Raw genomic sequence first — 17,552 nt, forward strand, 5'->3', positions numbered from 1 at the left:
GGCCGCATGTAGCATGATGGAAGAAATCTGGGGGAAAGGCGATGCAAGGACCGGCGGTAACGCACCTTTCGGTGCGCGTGCCATGGCAGGACACGCGTTGGGATGGACGAGTTTGCACCGATCCCGCCAACAATCAATCCTGCGTGGTTCTGAAAGCTATCGCGGAAAACCGGAACGACGCCAAAGAAAGTGGTCTGCGCGGTCAATGGATGACCGATCTCGCCCTCGACGATAAGCCGCCCTGTTTTAAGGAGCGCGCGACCTTCCTGTCGGATCGCGAGGTTACGCTTCAGGTCAGACTAGATTACGCCGAATGGAGCGATCCACATAAGCATATTCAGCGCACGCCCGTAAGAGTGCCAGCCTATGGCGCGACCCTGGTTCCGTTTCGCTGGCTCTTGCGTGAAAACGCATACGACATTGCAAATGAGTTTGAGCTCGATGTCAGTGAAGACCGCGAGCCGACCGAGCCGGCGTTTCTCGCCAAAACGGATTGGGTGCAAAACCACGACAATCAGCAGGTGCTGCTGGATGCGTTTTCCGAGCGCTGCGTTGAGAATGAATCGCTTGTCTTTTTCTACGCCAAACGCACGCCACTTGCGGATGATGACCGCCGTGTGATCGTGGCGGTGGGCCTTCTCTCTCACAAGGGAAAGGTCGAGCAATACGACTATGACCGGCGGGCGCCCAAGGGCCATCTCCGCGCCATGATGTGGGAACGGCCGATCCAGCATTCGATCCGGCCGGACAAAGACAACCCCGGCCACTTTGTCGGCGGCATTGTGCTCCCTTATCACGCTATTCTGGAGCGCGCGGCTAGCGATGTGTCACTCGATACCGCGGCGTTTCTGGCCTGCGCGCCCGACGAAGCGCGGGCCCAGTTTTCGTACGCTTCGGAGCACGTATCGCACGGAGCTGCGATCACCTCGCTGACCGCGTGCAAGGCGGCCCTCGAGCGTGCCTCGAAGCATCTCACGGGGCCGTTTCCGCAACAGATCGCTTGGATCGACGAGCAGATCAACCGGCTCTGGAAACTGAGCGGTCCCTGTCCCGGTCTTGGCAGCGCGCTGTCCGCCCTGGAGGACGGCTTCAACGGCACGCTATTTGCGCTCGCCTTGTCTGCGACGCTCGAAGAAACCGACGACCCGTGGGCGATCACGGACAAGATCATTCGCAAGGAGCTTGCGCCTCCGTCTGGCGCGCCGAAGCTTTCCACCATGCTGCGCAAGCGCTGGGAACATCTTCACAAGAAAGAGCCTAAGCGCGCAGCGCTCTTGCGGCTCCTTTCACGCTTCGAGCTGACGCGCGATCAGGCGGTGCGGTGTTTTGAGCAGAAGGACGAAACGGAAGCCATCCTTAAGAATCCCTACCTTCTCTTTGAGCGCGATCGGACATCAGTCGATCCGATCGGCCTTTGGATGATCGATCGCGGGCTATTTTCGGATCACGAGGTATTCAAGCGTCATCGTTTGCCCGCGGAATGCACAATCGATCCTGACGAGCCCGACGATCCGCGCCGGTTGCGCGCGGTCGGCGTGATGATCCTTGAGACGGCCGCCAAAAATAGCGGGCATACGCTGTTGAGCGCGAACGATATCCACGAGATTGCGAAGGAATTGCCGGCAACGCGGCCGGTTCCGCTGGATGGCACCGCGATTGAAATTTGTGAGGACGAATTCAGCGACGAGATTGTCGTCACTTCGATCCCGACGCTGGGGGGAATGGCAGCGCAGCTCAAGCGGTATTCGGATTATGGCTCCGTCATCCGCCGAGCCTTGGGCGACCGGCTCGCCGGCAGGATTGCGCCGACCAAGATCGATTGGCGCGCAAAGCTCGACAAGGCGTTTGGGGCCATTGCGAAGGTCGATCAGGAGGAAGAGAAGGCGCGGAAGGAGAAGGCATTCGCGCTGGATGTGATGGCCAACAACCGCCTATCGGTCTTGATTGGTGCGGCCGGCACCGGCAAGACGACAGTGCTTCGCCATCTTCTGGAGCAACGCAAGATCGTGGGGTCGGGTGTCGCGCTGCTCGCGCCGACGGGCAAAGCGCGTGTCCGCCTTGGTCAGCAGACTGGCTTGCCCGATCAGACGCAAACCCTCGCTCAGTTTCTGAGGCAATACCAGAGGTACAACGGAGACACCGGACGCTATTTTGCGAGCAAAACGGCTCCCCAAGCGGATGGGGTGACCACTTGCATCGTCGACGAGGCTTCGATGCTGACGGAAGACCAGCTTGCGGCGCTGGTCGACGCCCTGCCGGTCTCGGCGCGGCTGATCTTTGTCGGTGACCCACGGCAGCTACCGCCGATTGGCGCTGGGCGCCCATTCGTCGATCTCATCTCGCATCTGGAACGCGAACACGGAAGACAGGGCGTTGCAGAACTGACCGTTCGCCGGCGCCACGCTTCCGCCAAGGCGGCGGCATCCGGATTGCGCGATCTTGCGTGTTCAGATGTGCAGCTCGCGGACTTATTCTCAGGCCGGGATCTCCCACCTGGCGAAGACGAGATTCTAGAGCGCGTCCTCACCGGGAAGTTCGACGAGCGCTTGCGAGCTGTCAGTTGGAAATCGCCGACGGATTTGCGGAACGTGTTGGATCAGGTGCTCATCGAGGAACTTGATCTTCCGAAAGACAAGGCGGAGAACGCGCTAAGCGTCTCGCTCGGCGGAAACGAGCAGAACGGATACGTCTATTTCAATCCCGGGCGGCAGATCAACAAGTGCGAGGAATGGCAGATTCTTACGCCACACCGGAACCAGTCTAGCGGCTCGCTCGATCTCAACCGGCATATCAAGTCGCGGTTTCGGAGCGGAATCCTGAGCTTCGCCAGAAGGTCGAACGAAGGACCTCCCTACTACATCAAATACCGCACGATCGTTCCGCGCGGTCCCGAGCAGATCACTTATGGCGACAAGGTTATCTGCATCCGCAATCACGATCATCAGGGCTATGACTTCGAGAAGGAAGAGAGACAGAAGGGTTACATTGCGAACGGCGAGATCGGGGTAGTTGTTGGGGACGCCTTCAAGGCAAACAAGCGTCCACGCCGGACAAATGTCCAGTTCGCCTCACAACCCGATCTGACCTACGGCTTCAGTGCCGGTTACTTCAGCGAAGAAGCGACCCCGATCCTTGAACTCGCTTACGCCGTGACCGTACACAAGGCACAAGGCAGCGAGTTCGGCAAGGTGTTCCTCGTATTGCCGGAGCGCAGCCGCCTCTTGTCGCGAGAAATGCTCTATACCGCCCTAACGAGGCAGATGGATCGTGTCGTCATCCTGCATCAGGGCGGTTTGACCCATCTTCGTGCCTACCGGTCCCCGTTCTTTTCAGAAGTCGCGCGCCGGGTGACGAACCTGTTCGCGCCCCCTAGCATGATCGAGGCTGCGCCGCCGTCCGGACTTACGGCGGGGCCGGTCGGCCGGACCTTCCTTGAGGAGAAGCTCATTCACCGCAGCGCGCGCGGCGACCTTGTGAGTTCGAAGTCCGAGCTGGTGATCGCGGACCTGCTATTAGAAGCCGAGACGAAATACGGAATCCGCTACTTCTTTGAACGCGCCGCTATCGGCGCCGACGGAGAAACGCGGTGGCCGGATTTCTCGATTGAAGATCGCAACGGCCAGACCTGGTACTGGGAGCATTGTGGAATGCTTGGTCAACAAGACTATGATGATCGCTGGAAGAAGAAGCTCGCGTTCTATGACCGCAACGGTGTGAAGCCTTGGAGAGAAGCAAGTCCGGGAGGTCGGTTGATTGTGACGGAAGACGGTCCGGAGAAGGGTTTGGACAGCGCGGCCATCCGCAAGATGATTGAAGCATTGTGGAGCCGTTAGCTGCTTCCGTCAGAAGCTTGGGATGAGCGATGATATCAGCTTAAGTCGCACGTCCATTAGTTCGACATGTTGGTGTCAAGCAGCGCCAGAAGTGAGCGCACCACTATTAATCGCCGACGCCCGATCGTTGTCGTGACGATACGCCCAGCTCCTATCAACTCGTAAAGCTTCGTGCGTCCCAAGCCGGTCACTTCGCATGCATCGCCAATCGTGCAGGTGAGCCGCTGTGCGAATGGCACCATGCTCGGTTCTGCGGCATTCGGAGCGGATAGACTGACTTGTGATCGTTGTCCGTCAAGTTTCTCTCGCCGACTGTATCTCACGTGGCCTCCTATTCGCACGATGCTCGACAGGACAAGGGTTGATTGTGCGACAAGCAACGTCAATGCGAACATCCGAGGGCGCTCGCGTACGACAGCGTACGTCAGCGGCGGTTTGAATATTTCTGGACACCAAGGGCGACGAGAAAATTTTAGCGCATGCGCCCGCCACAGCGGGGCATTGCGCCGAGGCCAGTCTGCTAAATGTCGGAGAGCAAATTTCTCAAGCGTTCGCCGCTGTTCACCAGCGTCTTATTCAACCATTATTCAACGAACGTGGCTGATGGCGACCTAAGTGCCTGAATTTGCTGGCGCTCCCTAGGGGAATCGAACCCCTGTTTCAGCCTTGAGAGGGTACAGCCGATCCGCTCGCGATAATCGTGAGGAGAGTCACGCGATGGAGACCTTACGGACGTCGAGCCCGGCTCGTCTTCTTGAGCACGTGAATTTATCGCGCGAGTCACGTGCGCAAATTGAATACCACCGACAGAACACGAACCGTCGGCGTCAGCAATTTCTCATGGCCGTGGACAAAGTTAGCATCGAATACAAGCGTATCTCCGTGATGCAGCTCCATTACTGCGTCACCATAACGGTAGATCATCGACCCTTCCAGCACATACATGAATTCGATGCCGGTATGCTGAAATCCGGGGTTGTTTGAACAATCACTTGTCAGCGTCACGAGATAGGGTTCGACATATTTCTCGCCAGACAATAGATGGCCGAGCAACTGATAGCTTAGACCAGAACGATGAGCCTGTCGGCGCACGTTGATGCCCTTACCCGATCGGACGAGAGAAAAATCGGTGGGCTGATTATAGGCCGCAAACAGTCGCGACACCGGCACCCTCAGCGCGGCCGACAACGAAGCCAGCGTCGTGAATGACGGCGTGGCGGATCCATGTTCTATCCTCGAGAGCATAGCGTTCGATAGACCCGCGGCGTCGGCAAGTTGATTTGCTGCCATATTCAGACTCAGCCTGAGGCTTTTGATCTCTTTGCCAACAGCCCGCGCCAGAGCATTGCTTTTCTCGGAGTTGTATTGGTCGGTGTCGCCCGACGCGTTCGTCTTCGCTGCGGGCCTGGTCATAACCGAGAGCGCGCCCCTGCGCATACGCTTGCCTGCAATCGGCTTCTGATCGTGCTTTCCACCGGCCAAACGATGCCCTCGCTACAGTGACTAATAGAGGAAGCATCACAGTATGCGATCTCGGCATCCAAACAAGAGGTTAGTACCAAGCACCGTACCTTGCCCTCGCTCTACCCGGCCGCGGCATGCCGCAGGAAGTCAGGCAGTCAGGCTGCTGATTTGCATCAGGTTAAAATATTCTCAGCGGCGTTGACGGTTCAAGCCCGGGGGCGGACATTTGAGCAGCTTGGCTGCACTTGAACGTTTGACGCGAGAGTAACATGAACATTTTGAGTCGTCGGATCGCTGCTCTCGGCTTTGCTCTTTTGACGCTCACTGCGTCAACTGCGATTGCTCAGGATTTGCGCATCGCTACTGAAGGCACTTATCCGCCGTGGAGTTATGTCGATGCCAAGGGTACTTTGACCGGCTGGGATGTCGATATTGCAAATGCACTCTGCGAAGTCATGAAGGCCAAATGCAAGATTGTCGCCCAGGAATGGGATGGAATTATTCCTGGCCTGAATGCCAAAAAATACGACATGATTGTCGCAAGCATGGGCGTGACCGAAAAACGCAGGCAACAGGTCGCCTTTTCCAAGAAATACAAGAACACGTCCAGCCAGTTTGTTGCCAGGAAGGGTACTTTTGCAGACACGAGCCCCGCCGCTTTGAAGGGCCGTGTGATCGGCGTACAGCGCGGCAGCATTCAGGACGCCTATTTGTCGGCGAGCTATCCCGATTCCCAGATTGTTCGCTATGACAAGACTACTGATGTCGAGATGGACCTAATTGCAGGGCGTATCGACTTGCTTCTGGCCAATCGCGTGACTTCGCTGCTTGGCTTCCTCAAGAGCCCGCAAGCGGCTGGCTATGAATTGGTCGGCCCGGAATATACCGGCGGTCTTCTCGGTGAAGGAAACGCCATCGCTTTGCGCAAAGATGACGCAAAACTTCTAGCGCAAGTGAATTCTGCCATCGATACGATTTTGTCGAACGGGACTTACGACAAGATCGTGAGAAAATACTTTGACTTCCCACTCATGTAGCAATCCAGCGTTCGAGACGATCAAGACGGATATTGAACGCTTTTAGATGTGCAGGCTAAATTCGATGATCACCTTCGCAACTCTCGGGCCGGCCGGGACCAACCATGAGTTTGTAACCAAAGAGTACATCAAGTTTCACGACATTCCGGAGGCCAACATTGTTCTCGTCCCAAATTTCAACGTAGCAATGCAGGGGCTGATCAATGGCGACTACGACTTCATCCTTCAGTGTGCCGTTCATCCCGATACGCCTCCGACACTCGGTACGCATTTCCAAAAGATGTTCGCCGTCGACAGCTTCATCTGTCGCAGCAAAGACCTAGCAGTTCTCACACGTTCGGATATCGAAACACCGAAGTCTATCGGCCTGCTGGCTCCGGCGACCGAGAGTTACATCGACTCCAGTCAGTGGCAGACTCGGGTATCCGAGCCTTCGCTGCCCATTATTTTTGAGAATCTTCTTAAGGAAAAATACGATTCCGGTCTCGTTTACCTCGAATATGCAGAACAATACCCGGATCGGGTGCGAGTGGACCAGGTGATCGGTTCTCCTGATGACGTCTGGATCGTCTACGCAAACGAGAGAACTTCCGGAGGAAAGCTTCAGGCCTGGCATGAAGGACCTATCCGTGAGTTGATCCGTCGGAAGGTTGAGAACAACACCTTAAAAGTCAGTAGGTCGACCCTATGACGATGGACTGGCTTTCCGGTTATGGCCTGCAGCTCATTTTTGGAGCGGTCACTATGCTCTCGGTGGCGCTAGTAGCACTTGTTGTCGGGACCGTGCTCGGCATCTCATTGGGGACCGCGAAAATTTATGGTGCGAAACCCCTTCGCTACAGTGCTGAAGCATACACCGCTGTAGTTCGGGGAGTGCCCGACCTCATCGTCATCTACCTGATTTATTTCGGCGGCACAGTAGCGCTGACCAAGATCACCGGCCAATATGTGGACATCAACGGGTTCGCTGCAGGTGTAGCGGCCCTTGCCTTCATTTTTGCCGCCTATGCTGGCGATATTTTTAGAGGCGCCATAGGACAAGTGCCGCGCGGACAAACTGAAGCGGCGCATGCACTTGGACTATCGCCACGGGCCGCGTTTTTTCGGATAATCCTGCCCCAGGCATGGCGGCTGGCCCTACCAGGCTTCGGGAATCTTGCCATCATCCTGATTAAGCAGACGTCTTTAATTTCGGTGATCGGACTTGAGGAACTACTGCGAGCGTCGTCCGTGATTTCCGGCGCGACTAGGCAGCCGTTCCTCGTCTATTCCGTGGCAGCGATCCTGTACCTCATTATTACGAGCATTGTCTCCTGGGGCTTTCGCAACGCCGGTATTCGGTCCAATCGAGGCTTTGCGTGAGAGCGCCATGCTAGATTTCTCAATCATGGCCGACGCGTTTCCGAACCTGCTTAAGGGAGCGGGAATGACAGGGCGGCTGTCCATACTCATCCTGCTTCTCGGGATGATGTTAGCTGTGCCTCTCGCTTATGCTCGCAATGCGCAATCGATTTGGCTCCATGGCCCTGCGAGTATCTACATTCTCGTCATTCGCGGGATCCCCTCTCTGCTGCAAGTCTTCATCGTTTATTACGGACTTGGCCAGTTCAGCTTCGTCCGAAACTCGGCTTTGTGGCCGATTTTTCGCGACCCCTTCTGGTGCGTCATCATCGCACTGGGTCTGAACTCAGCCGCCTATACGGCCGAAATCATCGCTGGTGCGCTGAGGCAGGTGCCAAAGGGGCTTGTGGAGGCCGCGCAAGCCCTCGGGCTCTCGTGGTTCCAGACTCAACGGAAGGTTACGATTCCACTCGCTGTGCGCGCAGCACTACCGGCCTATGAAAACGAAGTAATCCTGACGATCAAAGCAACTTCTCTCGCCAGCACAATTACCCTCCTCGATCTGACAGGCGCCGCACGCCTTGAGGTCTCGAATACCTTTGCGCCCTACGAGGTCTTTCTGACGGCGGGAGCAATCTACTTTTGTATCACCACCAGCTTGAGCTGGCTGTTGCGCAGGTTTGAGGTGCGGCTGTCAGCCGGCCACCGGAATGAGGAGCGGCGCGTCAAGGAGTTTCAACCCGTTTTGCCGGGCATACCCGATCATTAGTAGTGCCGGGCTCTCAAAGTGTCATTGTCGTTGATCCCCAATACAAAGCCAGAGAGATGGAGTTGAGCGTGCGAGTAATGGAAAGCTGCTCAAGCGAGGGCGGCACGGTCGTCATGTCCGCAGTCACCAAGCGATTCGGCTCGTTCGCTGCGCTCAAGGGCATCGGCCTGAGTGTGGATCGCGGAGAGAAGATCGTGATCTGCGGCCCCTCAGGATCTGGAAAATCAACATTGATTCGATGCATCAACCGTATCGAGAAGCATGATGGCGGCTCGATCGTAGTAGAGGGATGCCTGCTCGACCATCGGTTGACGAATATAGACAAGGTCAGACGAGAAGTCGGCATGGTGTTTCAGAGTTTCAACCTCTTTCCTCACATGACCGTGCTTGAGAATTGTATGTTAGCGCCGATGCTTGTCAGGGGGTTGAAAGCGGCCGAGGCAGAGGACGTCGCAATCAGCTATCTCAGAAGAGTAAGGATTGCCGATCAGGCTGCCAAATATCCCTCCCAACTCTCCGGTGGTCAGCAGCAACGTGTTGCTATCGCGAGGGCGATGTGCATGAAACCGAAGATCATGCTCTTGGATGAGCCTACTTCGGCGCTCGACCCGGAAATGGTCAAGGAAGTGCTGAACACGATGATAGAACTCGCAGGCGATGGTATGACGATGATCTGCGTGACCCACGAAATGGGCTTCGCCAGACAGGTCGCCGACCGGGTAATCTTCATGGATGAGGGCGCTATAGTCGAGGAAGGCGCGCCGGAGCAGTTCTTTCGTCAGCCCAAGACGCAGAGAGCACGAGATTTTCTGTCGCAGGTTCTGCATTGATCAGCCAGAATCTTCATGAAGCCGGTCGGCTGAGTTGCTCAGTTGCCGCATGCACCAGCTTGGCGTCAGTCGAAGCGCTCAACGCGATCGGTTGTACTGTGATGCCGGCCGGGGCTCTCGTGAGGTGATTGCATTTGCGAAGTGCTGACGCCATACGCCACCGTAGACTCTTGACCAGCAGCCACACCAGCCTGCCGCCGAGCCCTGCGCCAGTCGCTCGGATCCATACCGCGCGTGCTGAAGGGCCTATCGGCCATCATCGTGACGGCCCGGCCTCTATCATCTGCTCGCAACGGTTAAGCGCGAGCACAACGCGCAGCGATACTCGGCTAGGAGAACGGAAATGAAAGCACGCTTGTCGAAACGAATCGCTGTCTCTCTGGTTCTAGCCTGCACAGGATTGATGCTCGTCGGGCGCGCGCTAGCGGAGCAGGTGCTGAAACCACAAATCACTCAAGATCCGGTGTCGGATGTGCCGATCGGCATACAGAACCTTCGCTTCGGGATGCTCGATGCGGGCGTCAACGCGCTTACTTTCCATAGCATGGATACACTGTTCACGACACGCACGGTCGCACGCTCCGGTCCAGTCTGGCAGCTTCCGCGAGAAGAGCACGCACTTGATTTCAACTATCAGTACGACGGCAAAACGTTCCAGGCTAATCAGTTCCTTGAACGATCTTACACAAACGCACTTATCGTCTTGAAAGATGGAAAGATTGCCTTCGAGAGGTATCTCAACAATACGAACGATCGAACTCGCTTCATCGGCTTCTCCATGACGAAGTCGATAACTTCAATCCTGATTGGCTGTGCGCTGGCCGAAGGTCGGATCAAGTCGCTCGATGAGAGGATCGACACCTATTTACCGGAACTGAAAGGGGGCGGATACGAAAACGTGACGATCCGGCAGATCCTGCAAATGCGATCCGGCGTTGACTATGAAGAGCGGTACGATTTCCAAAACCCGGGGGTGGCGGCGAGTAGCTTCGTCGAAGCACTTGTCAAGAACGTCGTTCGCTTTGCGGATGCGGCACGCACGATCAGCCGAAAGCATTCGCCGGGCGAGGTTTTCCAATACAAGACGCTGGATACGGCGGTGCTTGGCCTTCTCTTGGAGCGCGTGAGCGGCGGCAGCAATTTGGCCGCCTATATGACGAAGCACATCTGGGAGCCGATTGGTGCAGAAGCCGATGGCTTCTTCATTATGGATGGAGCGCCGGGCGTAGGTCGAGAATTCAGCGGTGCAGGCTTCAACGCGACCCTTCGCGATTTCGCCCGGTTGGGCCTCATGATGCTTAACATGGGAGTCGCCAACGGTCAGCGAATTCTGTCTTCGGAGTGGATTGCGGAGTCGATCCGACCTACCGATCCGGCGCACTCGGAGCCACGGGGCTACGGGTACCAGTGGTGGACGATTGGCACCGGCGGTGCGTACATGGCAATTGGGCTGCAAGGGCAGTACATCTTCGTCGACCCCGCAACGCGCACGGTAATCGTCAAGCTCAGCTATTTTCCGCCAGCCGACAAGCTTGCTTCCGATGAGACCCTAGCGTTCCTTAAGGCGGCTTCGGTCTGGCAGCCGCATTGATGATGACAGGCCGGGAAAGCTAATGGTTCGGAGGAAACACATGCGGTGCAGAGGGCGGCGCTGCGTCCGGCACCCTACCTAGAAGGAGGCCTCCCGTCCTCAGGATTAGGAAGCGTTAGCCCGCGCCCGTTCTCGGGCTTCACGACGCTGCTCGCGACGTTCGCGTCGCCTCCTAGCGCGCTCCGCTGGCTGCGGAAGCGATGGTATGGGCGCATCCCTGTTCTCGGCTGACACCGTCTCTCTTGGTTGCTCGACGGCGGGGCGCGCCTCCATGAACTCCAGCACTGTCCGTCCCTTGAGGGTGATTTTCCAGCCGCCATTTTCGCGCTCGACGAGACCTTGCGAAAAGATGTCGAGATCCGGTACACGCGCAGCCAGCCGCTTTGTTCGATCGGCCCAGTCCCGGCCGCTGGTCGCCAGGATCGCCATGTCGCGCTTGAGATCGGCCATCGCGGCAAATCCATCCGGATAGCTCACGAGGATCTTCAGCACCGTGACCTGGAAATTCCCCCCCCGCCTCCGGTCAGCGCCACATGGTCGGCGCCTGCGAGAGAGCTTGGCGCCCGATCTGCTTGAGGCGATCCGGAGAGGTGTCCCCCTTGGTCGCGGCTTCCAGGATTTTCGAGGCCACGTGGGCACGGGCGCCCGTCTCGCTCCGCGAAACGTTTTCGCAGACCTCATCTAGGACCGCGCGCAAAAGTGCGGTGGTCACGGAATCGAACATGAGAACCCCACAAGCAAATTTACCATAACGCAATGGCGGCAGCGTCAAATTTAAGCGTGTTAAAAAAACCGTAAAACTCTACACCCCTGCTAGGACTTGGCAATACCGGCGCGAATGGCCGACGAACCAGAGGAACTATGAAGGCGACGGCTCCGGGTGCCTTGTCCGTCCGAGGTTTGCGAGCTGCGCCAGCGACTACGTCCCAGCTTACCGCGCGGACTGTCTCCGCCGCGTCAGGTTCCGGTCCACTGGCCTCGTTGCCGAGTCTTCGCACCTCGGCGGTAGCCGCCGTCTCCAATTGATCCGCATCGTCCTCTGCTGGGTCACAGTCACTTCCTTCGCAAAGGCCTTCCGCGGCGCGCCCTCGCGCCCGAGGCATGTAAGTCCGAATTGTCCTTTTCAGGCGCTGCACTACGCTCCTGTACGATCCGGTCGTCCTCGCGGTTTCAATCCTGCTGGTGATCATCATGATGGCCAAGACGAGCAAAGAGCGAATTTTTCAGCAGCTCACGCATATGCAATGACACGTCCTGCCATCATTCCAGCGGGTTCTTGGCCTCGCCGTATGTCTGCTGGAACCGCGGCAGCGTATTGCGGAGAAGCGACCGTGGAAGCCTTTCTCAAACGAGTCGGTAAGGAGTATCCTCGACCACGTGTGAAAGAAGGAAGGCGTCAGCTGTGGTTGAAGGACGATCTGGACCGGGCTATCGCGCCGGACATGGTGCCGGGCGACCTCGCCGAGGATTTGTGACCTTGGAACGGCCGCTTCCACGCTTTGTGGAGGTGCGTCGGCTTGCCTGCGGTTCGGTCGCGTTCTATTTCCGGATCCCCACCTATTACCGCAGTCTTGGCTGCGAGATGGCGAATGAGCCACTTGGGACGAGCTACGAAGCCGCATGCGGTCAAGAGGGAAAAGGCGGACGCGCTGCCACGCTCAATGCCCTCTTTGATGAATGGAACAATCACCGCAGGGGGGAGCCCGGTGAAGGTGAACAGGGAAAGATCGCGCGCTATGGCACGATCGATTGGCTATTCCGGCAATACAAGACGGAGAAGGCCTATACCGAGAAAGTCTCACCTCGGTCCCGCCCCGATTACGAACGGATCATGCAAATGATCTGCGACACGGTCGACAAGAGCGGACGGCGGATTGGTGAACGGCAGATCATGGAGGTTACGCCACGAGCTGCCGATAAGATCTACGACAAAATCATCAACGGGCCGAACGGCATCAGGCTGCGGCAGGGAGAAAAGGTCGTCGGCCTCTGCCGAAAGGCGTGGCGGATCATGCGTCGTCTACACCCGGAGTTGTTCGACAAAAAGCATCCGAACCCCTGGGACGATTTCACCCTCAAGAGCCGCACCAAGACCAAGAAGCACGCGGTGACTCGAGAAGAGGTTTATAAATTTGCATGGGGCTGCATCAAAGAAGGGCGGCCTGAACCCGCAGCCGTCGCGGTGATCTGCTTTGAATGGCTGCAACGGCCGGAGAACGTAGTGGCCGGGTTTTTGACGTGGCCGGACTACCGCAGCAAGAACTGGCCAAACGCGGTACGCATCGAGCACCACAAGAATAAGGCGCTGGTCTGGCATCCGCTCGAAGAGACTCTCGATGGTGAGACCGTCAAGTTTTATGCCGAAGCGGAGGACGTTTTGAGTCATCTACCAAAGCTTGGCGTGCCGATGATCATGCGTCGGATCCAAAAGGGTGAACGCAAGGGCGATGCCAAAGTGTGGTCCTACCCTGGCATGGAAAAAGTAGTGCAGCAGATGCGCAAGAAGATCGACGGCGTGTCAAAGCTGTTCACGCTTGATTCCTGTCGACACGGCGGCATGACCGAACTCGAGGAAGCGGAGCTGACAGACGGCCAAGGTCGTGCGCTCTCGGGCCACAAGACCGCACAGGCCTATCGCGGCTATGCCAAGGAGACGATGATGCGAGCGTTAGCTGCGACCCGTAAGCGGCATGCACATCTCTTGGCACAGAAGGAACTCGATCAGCAGAATGCTGATGGAGCAGCATCACCTCGAGACGAAGCGCAGACCTCCCCAATTTCGAATACTGGCGTCCGATCTCAAGGATAGACTTCGCGCTTCGTTGAACGCTGCAAAAGGCGGCGGGGTTCTGCGATTGTTGATCCCGCAAGCGACGTCAACGGCTGCGGTGGGAAGCTTCGAACGCGCAGACGGCGTTCATCCGCTCAATTCGTATTTTGATAAGTTGAGCGACGTTCCACGCGCGACGACTTTCATCTGGCTTCCGGCAAAAAACGAAACCAGCACAGAATTTCCAAATGGGAGGCAAACGGAATTTCCAAATGCGCGGGAAATTCTGCCTTGGGCAGAGCCGTTTTCGTAACAAAATCAGCGAGTTGTCTCTGGCTGGGGCGGGAGGGATCGAACCTCCGAATGGCGGAATCAAAATCCGCTGCCTTACCGCTTGGCTACGCCCCATCAGGTGGCCGAGGGAACGGCGAAGCACTCGCACCCGCAGATTCCCCTCGGTCGCAGCCGGTCTATAGGGAGCGGCGCGGCATTTCAACCGCCTGGAGGGCAAAATACCACCGTCCGGAATGCGGCGCGGCCACACCCCATTCTAGGTCCCGGCCAGAGGCCGATGCGGTCCCGTATCGCGGCCATTGAGACCTCTCCCGTTTCGTGAGAATACGGCGCCAAACCTGACCTCGGGAGTGAGCCATGACCTACCGCGCGCCGATTTCTGACATGCTGCTGTCGCTCAACCATGGCGCCGGGCTGAAGGCCGCCGTGGAAGCCGGCCATTACGGCGATTTCGACGCCGACATTACCGCAGCCGTGCTGGAAGAAGCCGCCAAATTCGCGACCGACGTGCTGGCGCCGTTGAACAAGGTCGGCGACGAGCACGGCATCAAGCTTGACGACGGCAAGGTCACCACCGCGCCGGGCTGGCCCGATGCCTATAAGCGTTGGACCGAGGGCGGCTGGAACGCGGTCTCGGGCCCGGAAGGTTTCGGCGGCCAGGGCCTGCCGCTCGCGATCAACGCCGCCTGCACAGAGATCTGGAGCGCCGCCAACGTCGCCTTCGGCCTCTGCCCGCTGCTGACGGCATCCGCGATCGAAGCGCTCGATGCGCATGGCAGCGACGAGCTGAAGAAGATCTATCTCGAAAAGCTCGTGTCCGGCGAATGGACCGGCACGATGCAACTCACCGAGGCGCAGGCCGGCTCCGATGTCGGCGCGCTGCGCACCCGGGCCGAAAAGCAGGCCGACGGCACCTATCGCATCAAGGGGACGAAGATCTTCATCACCTATGGCGAGCACGACATGACCGACAACATCGTGCATTTCGTGCTGGCGCGCCTGCCGGACGCACCTGTTGGCACCAAGGGGATCTCGCTGTTTCTCGTGCCGAAGTTCATGGTCAATCCTGACGGCTCGCTCGGCGCACGCAACGACATCTTTGCCTCGGGCGTCGAGCACAAGCTCGGCATGCACGCCTCGCCGACCTGCACCATGACCATGGGCGATCACGGCGGCGCCATCGGATTCCTGATCGGCGAAGAGAACCAGGGCATGCGCTGCATGTTCACCATGATGAACCAGGCCCGCCTCGGCGTCGGCCTGGAGGGCGTCGGCGTTGCCGATCGTGCCTATCAGCAGGCATTGTCCTACGCCCAGGAACGCAAGCAGGGGCGCGCAATCGGCAAGAAGGGCGACGGGTCGGACGCGATCTTCGTCCATCCCGACGTCAAGCGCATGCTGATGCGGATGCGGGCGCAGACCGCAGCCGCGCGCACTATATGCTATGCCACGGCGGTCGCGCTCGACGTCTCCATGCGCGCCAGGGATCCGAAGGTGCGCGCCGATGCGGCCGCGCGCGCGGCACTACTGACCCCGATCGCAAAAGCCTATTCGACCGATATCGGCAATGAGGTCGCCTATCTGGGCGTGCAGGTGCACGGCGGCATGGGCTTCATCGAGGAGACCGGCGCTGCGCAGCATTATCGCGACGCGCGCATTACCGCGATCTACGAGGGCACCAACGGCATCCAGGCAATCGACCTCGTTACGCGCAAGCTGGCCGTCAATGGCGGCGCGTCGGTGTGGACGCTGATCGAGGAGCTCGCGGCGATCGTCAAACAAGTCGAGGCCTCCAACGATCCCGCTTTCGGCACGACAGGCGCGAAATTGCGCGAGGCACTGGATGCGCTGACGCGCACCAGCAAGTGGTTGCTCGAGCGTGTCGCGTCCGCGCCAAACGAGGCGCTCGCCGGGGCGACGCCGTATTTGCAGCAGTTCGGCGCCACGCTCGGCGGCTGCATGCTGGCCTCCGAGGCGCTGGCCGCCAAAGCCGGCGGCATCTCGGACGCCACACGCTACGTCGCGCTGGCGCGCTTCTTCGCGGAAAACATCACCGTGCAGGCCGGCGCGCTCGAGCGTACCGTCACAGAAAGCGCGGAGTCGGTCGCGGCGGCGGATGCGGTGCTGTTGGGGTAAGGCATCGGCGAGCGTGGACTAATCGACGCTGCTTTCCTGTTCGGGCGCGAGAGCTCGCGCGCCAGCTGCGCGTCTCCCCGGCCGCCACAGCACGAGCCCGGCCGCGACGACATCGAGCGCTGCGCACATCGCGAACGCCATCGTGTAGTCTCCGCTCACGCTGCGCACGAGGCCGACGATGCCGGGGCCGAACGCGCTGACGATGCCGCCAATCGACGTTCCCAGTCCCATTGCGGCTGCGAAGGCCGTGCTGCCGATCTCACGCTGGATGATCAGGGGTGGGAACGTGATCATGTTGCCGATCGAGAAGCCGTAGACGGCGCAGCAGCCGAGGAGCACGACGGGGCTGGTGCTCTGGAGCAGCACGAGGAGCGCTGCCGCCTGGCTGGTCATCGATGCCGCGCAGGCGAGCCGCGGATCGAGCCGGTCGACAAACAGGCCGAGCGACAGCCGCCCGACCACCGCCATCGCCGCCATGATCGTGACGGCGAAGCCCGCACTGGCGCGGCCGATCAGCGGTTCGAGAAACGTCACCTGATGAATGATGAATCCCATCTGGGCCAGCAGCGCGAGCGCGATCGGCACCACCATGGTCCAGAACGATGCGTTGGCGAGCAGGTCCTTCCGAGAATGCCGCGCCGGCTTGCCTCTGCCGGGTGAGCCTTCGGCTGAATTCAGAGCCGCATCGGCCGGCCAGCCGGTGAAAACGACAACCACCGGCAACACCAGCACCACCATGGCGATCGTGGCCGCCAGCATGGCCGAGCGGAAGCCGACGCTGCCGCTCAGCGCCAGCAGAACCGGAACGAGGACGATGCCGCCGCAAGTGGCGCCGTTGAAGGCAAGGCTGAGCGCGAGCCCGCGCCGCCGCACGAACCAGGAATTGAGCACGGTCGCGATGACCACCGTACCCATGCCAGTCCAGCCGACCGACATCAACGCATAGGCAAGATAGAGCTGCCAGGGCGCCTGCATCAGCCCCAGCAGGGCTGTCGAGGCGCCAAGCGCGATCAGCCCGCACAGGACCAGCGCGCGCAGCCCGATGCGGACGAGCAGATCGTCGGTGAAGATGACGAGGACGGAGGTCAGCAGGAACGACAAGGTGCTGGCTGCCGACACCAAGGTGCCGGGCCAGCCATGGACGCGCTGAAGCTCGGCGAGATAGACGCCCTGACCGTAGAGGCCGAAGCCGAACATGAAGAAGGCCATCAGGAAACAGGCCAGCACCACGCGCCAGCCGCGGTAATGCAGCGAGGATTCGTCAACGCCCGTTGCGGCAATCATCGATCGAGTATGCGCCAAAAGGAACGAGATGGCCGATCGTGCCGCACAACCCTCGGTCTTTCAAATGAAACATTGTCGCCAGTTGTTGCAACGCGCAAAACACCGCATGAGATTTAACCAGCTTCACCGCCGCGGTTCCCCCATGAATGCAACCGCCGGACGGGTGTCATGCAACCGCCCACGGGGGGTTACTGCCGAAATGG

The 17,552-nt window shown here is 58.8% G+C and carries 16 protein-coding genes and 1 tRNA gene; 11 read left to right on the plus strand and 6 right to left on the minus strand.

Annotation, left to right across the window (positions count from 1 at the left end; all coding sequences use genetic code 11):
- Positions 1–41: 41 nt before the first annotated feature.
- Positions 42–3,833 (plus strand): AAA family ATPase, encoded by a 3,792-nt coding sequence (locus tag BM374_RS24910; RefSeq protein WP_092298132.1) that lies wholly within the window; start codon positions 42–44, stop codon positions 3,831–3,833.
- A gap of 56 nt (positions 3,834–3,889) precedes the next feature.
- Here BM374_RS24910 and BM374_RS40295 read toward each other — a convergent pair whose 3' ends face one another.
- Both BM374_RS40295 and BM374_RS24920 read right to left on the minus strand, forming a co-directional pair.
- Positions 3,890–4,228, minus strand: coding sequence for a helix-turn-helix domain-containing protein (locus tag BM374_RS40295; protein WP_502689459.1), 339 nt, complete (start codon positions 4,226–4,228; stop codon positions 3,890–3,892).
- Positions 4,229–4,613: 385 nt separating this feature from the next.
- Positions 4,614–5,315: a helix-turn-helix domain-containing protein gene (locus BM374_RS24920; protein WP_092298138.1), complete on the minus strand. Its 702-nt coding sequence runs from the start codon at positions 5,313–5,315 to the stop codon at positions 4,614–4,616.
- A gap of 251 nt (positions 5,316–5,566) precedes the next feature.
- Here BM374_RS24920 and BM374_RS24925 point away from each other — a divergent pair, with 251 nt between their 5' ends.
- From BM374_RS24925 to BM374_RS24950, 6 genes are all read left to right on the plus strand, one after another.
- Positions 5,567–6,334 carry a transporter substrate-binding domain-containing protein gene (locus BM374_RS24925; protein ID WP_092298140.1) on the plus strand — a complete coding sequence of 256 codons (768 nt, stop codon included), beginning with the start codon at positions 5,567–5,569 and terminating at the stop codon, positions 6,332–6,334.
- A gap of 64 nt (positions 6,335–6,398) precedes the next feature.
- The gene (locus BM374_RS24930; protein ID WP_092298143.1) at positions 6,399–7,025 is read left to right on the plus strand and encodes a type 2 periplasmic-binding domain-containing protein; all 627 of its coding nucleotides are present in this window, start codon (positions 6,399–6,401) and stop codon (positions 7,023–7,025) included.
- Positions 7,022–7,696: an ABC transporter permease gene (locus BM374_RS24935; protein WP_092298146.1), complete on the plus strand. Its 675-nt coding sequence runs from the start codon at positions 7,022–7,024 to the stop codon at positions 7,694–7,696. Before BM374_RS24930 ends, BM374_RS24935 begins: the two co-directional genes overlap by 4 nt.
- A gap of 7 nt (positions 7,697–7,703) precedes the next feature.
- Positions 7,704–8,444, plus strand: coding sequence for an ABC transporter permease (locus BM374_RS24940; protein ID WP_244552687.1), 741 nt, complete (start codon positions 7,704–7,706; stop codon positions 8,442–8,444).
- Between the two features lie 77 nt (positions 8,445–8,521).
- Complete coding sequence (locus tag BM374_RS24945) at positions 8,522–9,274, plus strand: amino acid ABC transporter ATP-binding protein (RefSeq protein ID WP_283807091.1); 753 nt, start codon at positions 8,522–8,524, stop codon at positions 9,272–9,274.
- 343 nt (positions 9,275–9,617) lie between these two features.
- Positions 9,618–10,865 carry a serine hydrolase domain-containing protein gene (locus BM374_RS24950; RefSeq protein WP_210188593.1) on the plus strand — a complete coding sequence of 416 codons (1,248 nt, stop codon included), beginning with the start codon at positions 9,618–9,620 and terminating at the stop codon, positions 10,863–10,865.
- A 105-nt stretch (positions 10,866–10,970) separates the two neighbouring features.
- Here BM374_RS24950 and BM374_RS24955 read toward each other — a convergent pair whose 3' ends face one another.
- Together BM374_RS24955 and BM374_RS24960 are read right to left on the minus strand one after the other, a co-directional pair.
- Positions 10,971–11,315, minus strand: coding sequence for a hypothetical protein (locus BM374_RS24955; RefSeq protein WP_092298926.1), 345 nt, complete (start codon positions 11,313–11,315; stop codon positions 10,971–10,973).
- A gap of 73 nt (positions 11,316–11,388) precedes the next feature.
- Complete coding sequence (locus BM374_RS24960; RefSeq protein WP_092298154.1) at positions 11,389–11,589, minus strand: hypothetical protein; 201 nt, start codon at positions 11,587–11,589, stop codon at positions 11,389–11,391.
- A gap of 607 nt (positions 11,590–12,196) precedes the next feature.
- On the opposite strand from BM374_RS24960, the gene BM374_RS38725 reads away from it, so the two are divergent.
- Genes BM374_RS38725 through BM374_RS38045 form a run of 3 tightly spaced genes read left to right on the plus strand, consistent with a single transcriptional unit; the run spans position 12,197 to position 13,948 of the window.
- Complete coding sequence (locus tag BM374_RS38725) at positions 12,197–12,340, plus strand: hypothetical protein (RefSeq protein ID WP_164939085.1); 144 nt, start codon at positions 12,197–12,199, stop codon at positions 12,338–12,340.
- A 2-nt stretch (positions 12,341–12,342) separates the two neighbouring features.
- Entirely contained in the window at positions 12,343–13,674 is a 1,332-nt protein-coding gene (locus BM374_RS24975) for a site-specific integrase (RefSeq protein WP_092298163.1), read from the plus strand.
- A gap of 13 nt (positions 13,675–13,687) precedes the next feature.
- On the plus strand, positions 13,688–13,948 hold the full coding sequence (locus BM374_RS38045) for a hypothetical protein (protein ID WP_143270239.1): 261 nt from the start codon (positions 13,688–13,690) through the stop codon (positions 13,946–13,948).
- 20 nt (positions 13,949–13,968) lie between these two features.
- Here BM374_RS38045 and BM374_RS24980 read toward each other — a convergent pair.
- Positions 13,969–14,043: transfer RNA gene (locus BM374_RS24980), tRNA-Gln, on the minus strand.
- A 243-nt stretch (positions 14,044–14,286) separates the two neighbouring features.
- On the opposite strand from BM374_RS24980, the gene BM374_RS24985 reads away from it, so the two are divergent.
- Positions 14,287–16,065: an acyl-CoA dehydrogenase family protein gene (locus tag BM374_RS24985; RefSeq protein WP_092298166.1), complete on the plus strand. Its 1,779-nt coding sequence runs from the start codon at positions 14,287–14,289 to the stop codon at positions 16,063–16,065.
- Between the two features lie 18 nt (positions 16,066–16,083).
- Here BM374_RS24985 and BM374_RS24990 read toward each other — a convergent pair whose 3' ends face one another.
- The gene (locus BM374_RS24990) at positions 16,084–17,349 is read right to left on the minus strand and encodes an MFS transporter (RefSeq protein WP_092298169.1); all 1,266 of its coding nucleotides are present in this window, start codon (positions 17,347–17,349) and stop codon (positions 16,084–16,086) included.
- Positions 17,350–17,552: the final 203 nt, after the last annotated feature.

It is taken from the genome of Bradyrhizobium sp. Ghvi, from assembly GCF_900115265.1.
Lineage (GTDB): Bacteria > Pseudomonadota > Alphaproteobacteria > Rhizobiales > Xanthobacteraceae > Bradyrhizobium.

Excerpts from the sequence above, each read along its gene's own strand:
- BM374_RS24955 (WP_092298926.1), bottom strand. The coding sequence starts at position 11,315 with ATGGCCGATCTCAAGCGCGACATGGCGATCCTGGCGACCAGCGGCCGG.
- BM374_RS24945 (WP_283807091.1), top strand. The coding sequence starts at position 8,522 with ATGGAAAGCTGCTCAAGCGAGGGCGGCACGGTCGTCATGTCCGCAGTC.
- BM374_RS24930 (WP_092298143.1), top strand. The coding sequence starts at position 6,399 with ATGATCACCTTCGCAACTCTCGGGCCGGCCGGGACCAACCATGAGTTT.
- BM374_RS24990 (WP_092298169.1), bottom strand. The coding sequence starts at position 17,349 with ATGATTGCCGCAACGGGCGTTGACGAATCCTCGCTGCATTACCGCGGC.
- BM374_RS24940 (WP_244552687.1), top strand. The coding sequence starts at position 7,704 with ATGCTAGATTTCTCAATCATGGCCGACGCGTTTCCGAACCTGCTTAAG.
- BM374_RS24985 (WP_092298166.1), top strand. The coding sequence starts at position 14,287 with ATGACCTACCGCGCGCCGATTTCTGACATGCTGCTGTCGCTCAACCAT.
- BM374_RS24925 (WP_092298140.1), top strand. The coding sequence starts at position 5,567 with ATGAACATTTTGAGTCGTCGGATCGCTGCTCTCGGCTTTGCTCTTTTG.
- BM374_RS40295 (WP_502689459.1), bottom strand. The coding sequence starts at position 4,228 with ATGTTCGCATTGACGTTGCTTGTCGCACAATCAACCCTTGTCCTGTCG.
- BM374_RS24950 (WP_210188593.1), top strand. The coding sequence starts at position 9,618 with ATGAAAGCACGCTTGTCGAAACGAATCGCTGTCTCTCTGGTTCTAGCC.
- BM374_RS24960 (WP_092298154.1), bottom strand. The coding sequence starts at position 11,589 with ATGTTCGATTCCGTGACCACCGCACTTTTGCGCGCGGTCCTAGATGAG.
- BM374_RS24935 (WP_092298146.1), top strand. The coding sequence starts at position 7,022 with ATGACGATGGACTGGCTTTCCGGTTATGGCCTGCAGCTCATTTTTGGA.
- BM374_RS24910 (WP_092298132.1), top strand. The coding sequence starts at position 42 with ATGCAAGGACCGGCGGTAACGCACCTTTCGGTGCGCGTGCCATGGCAG.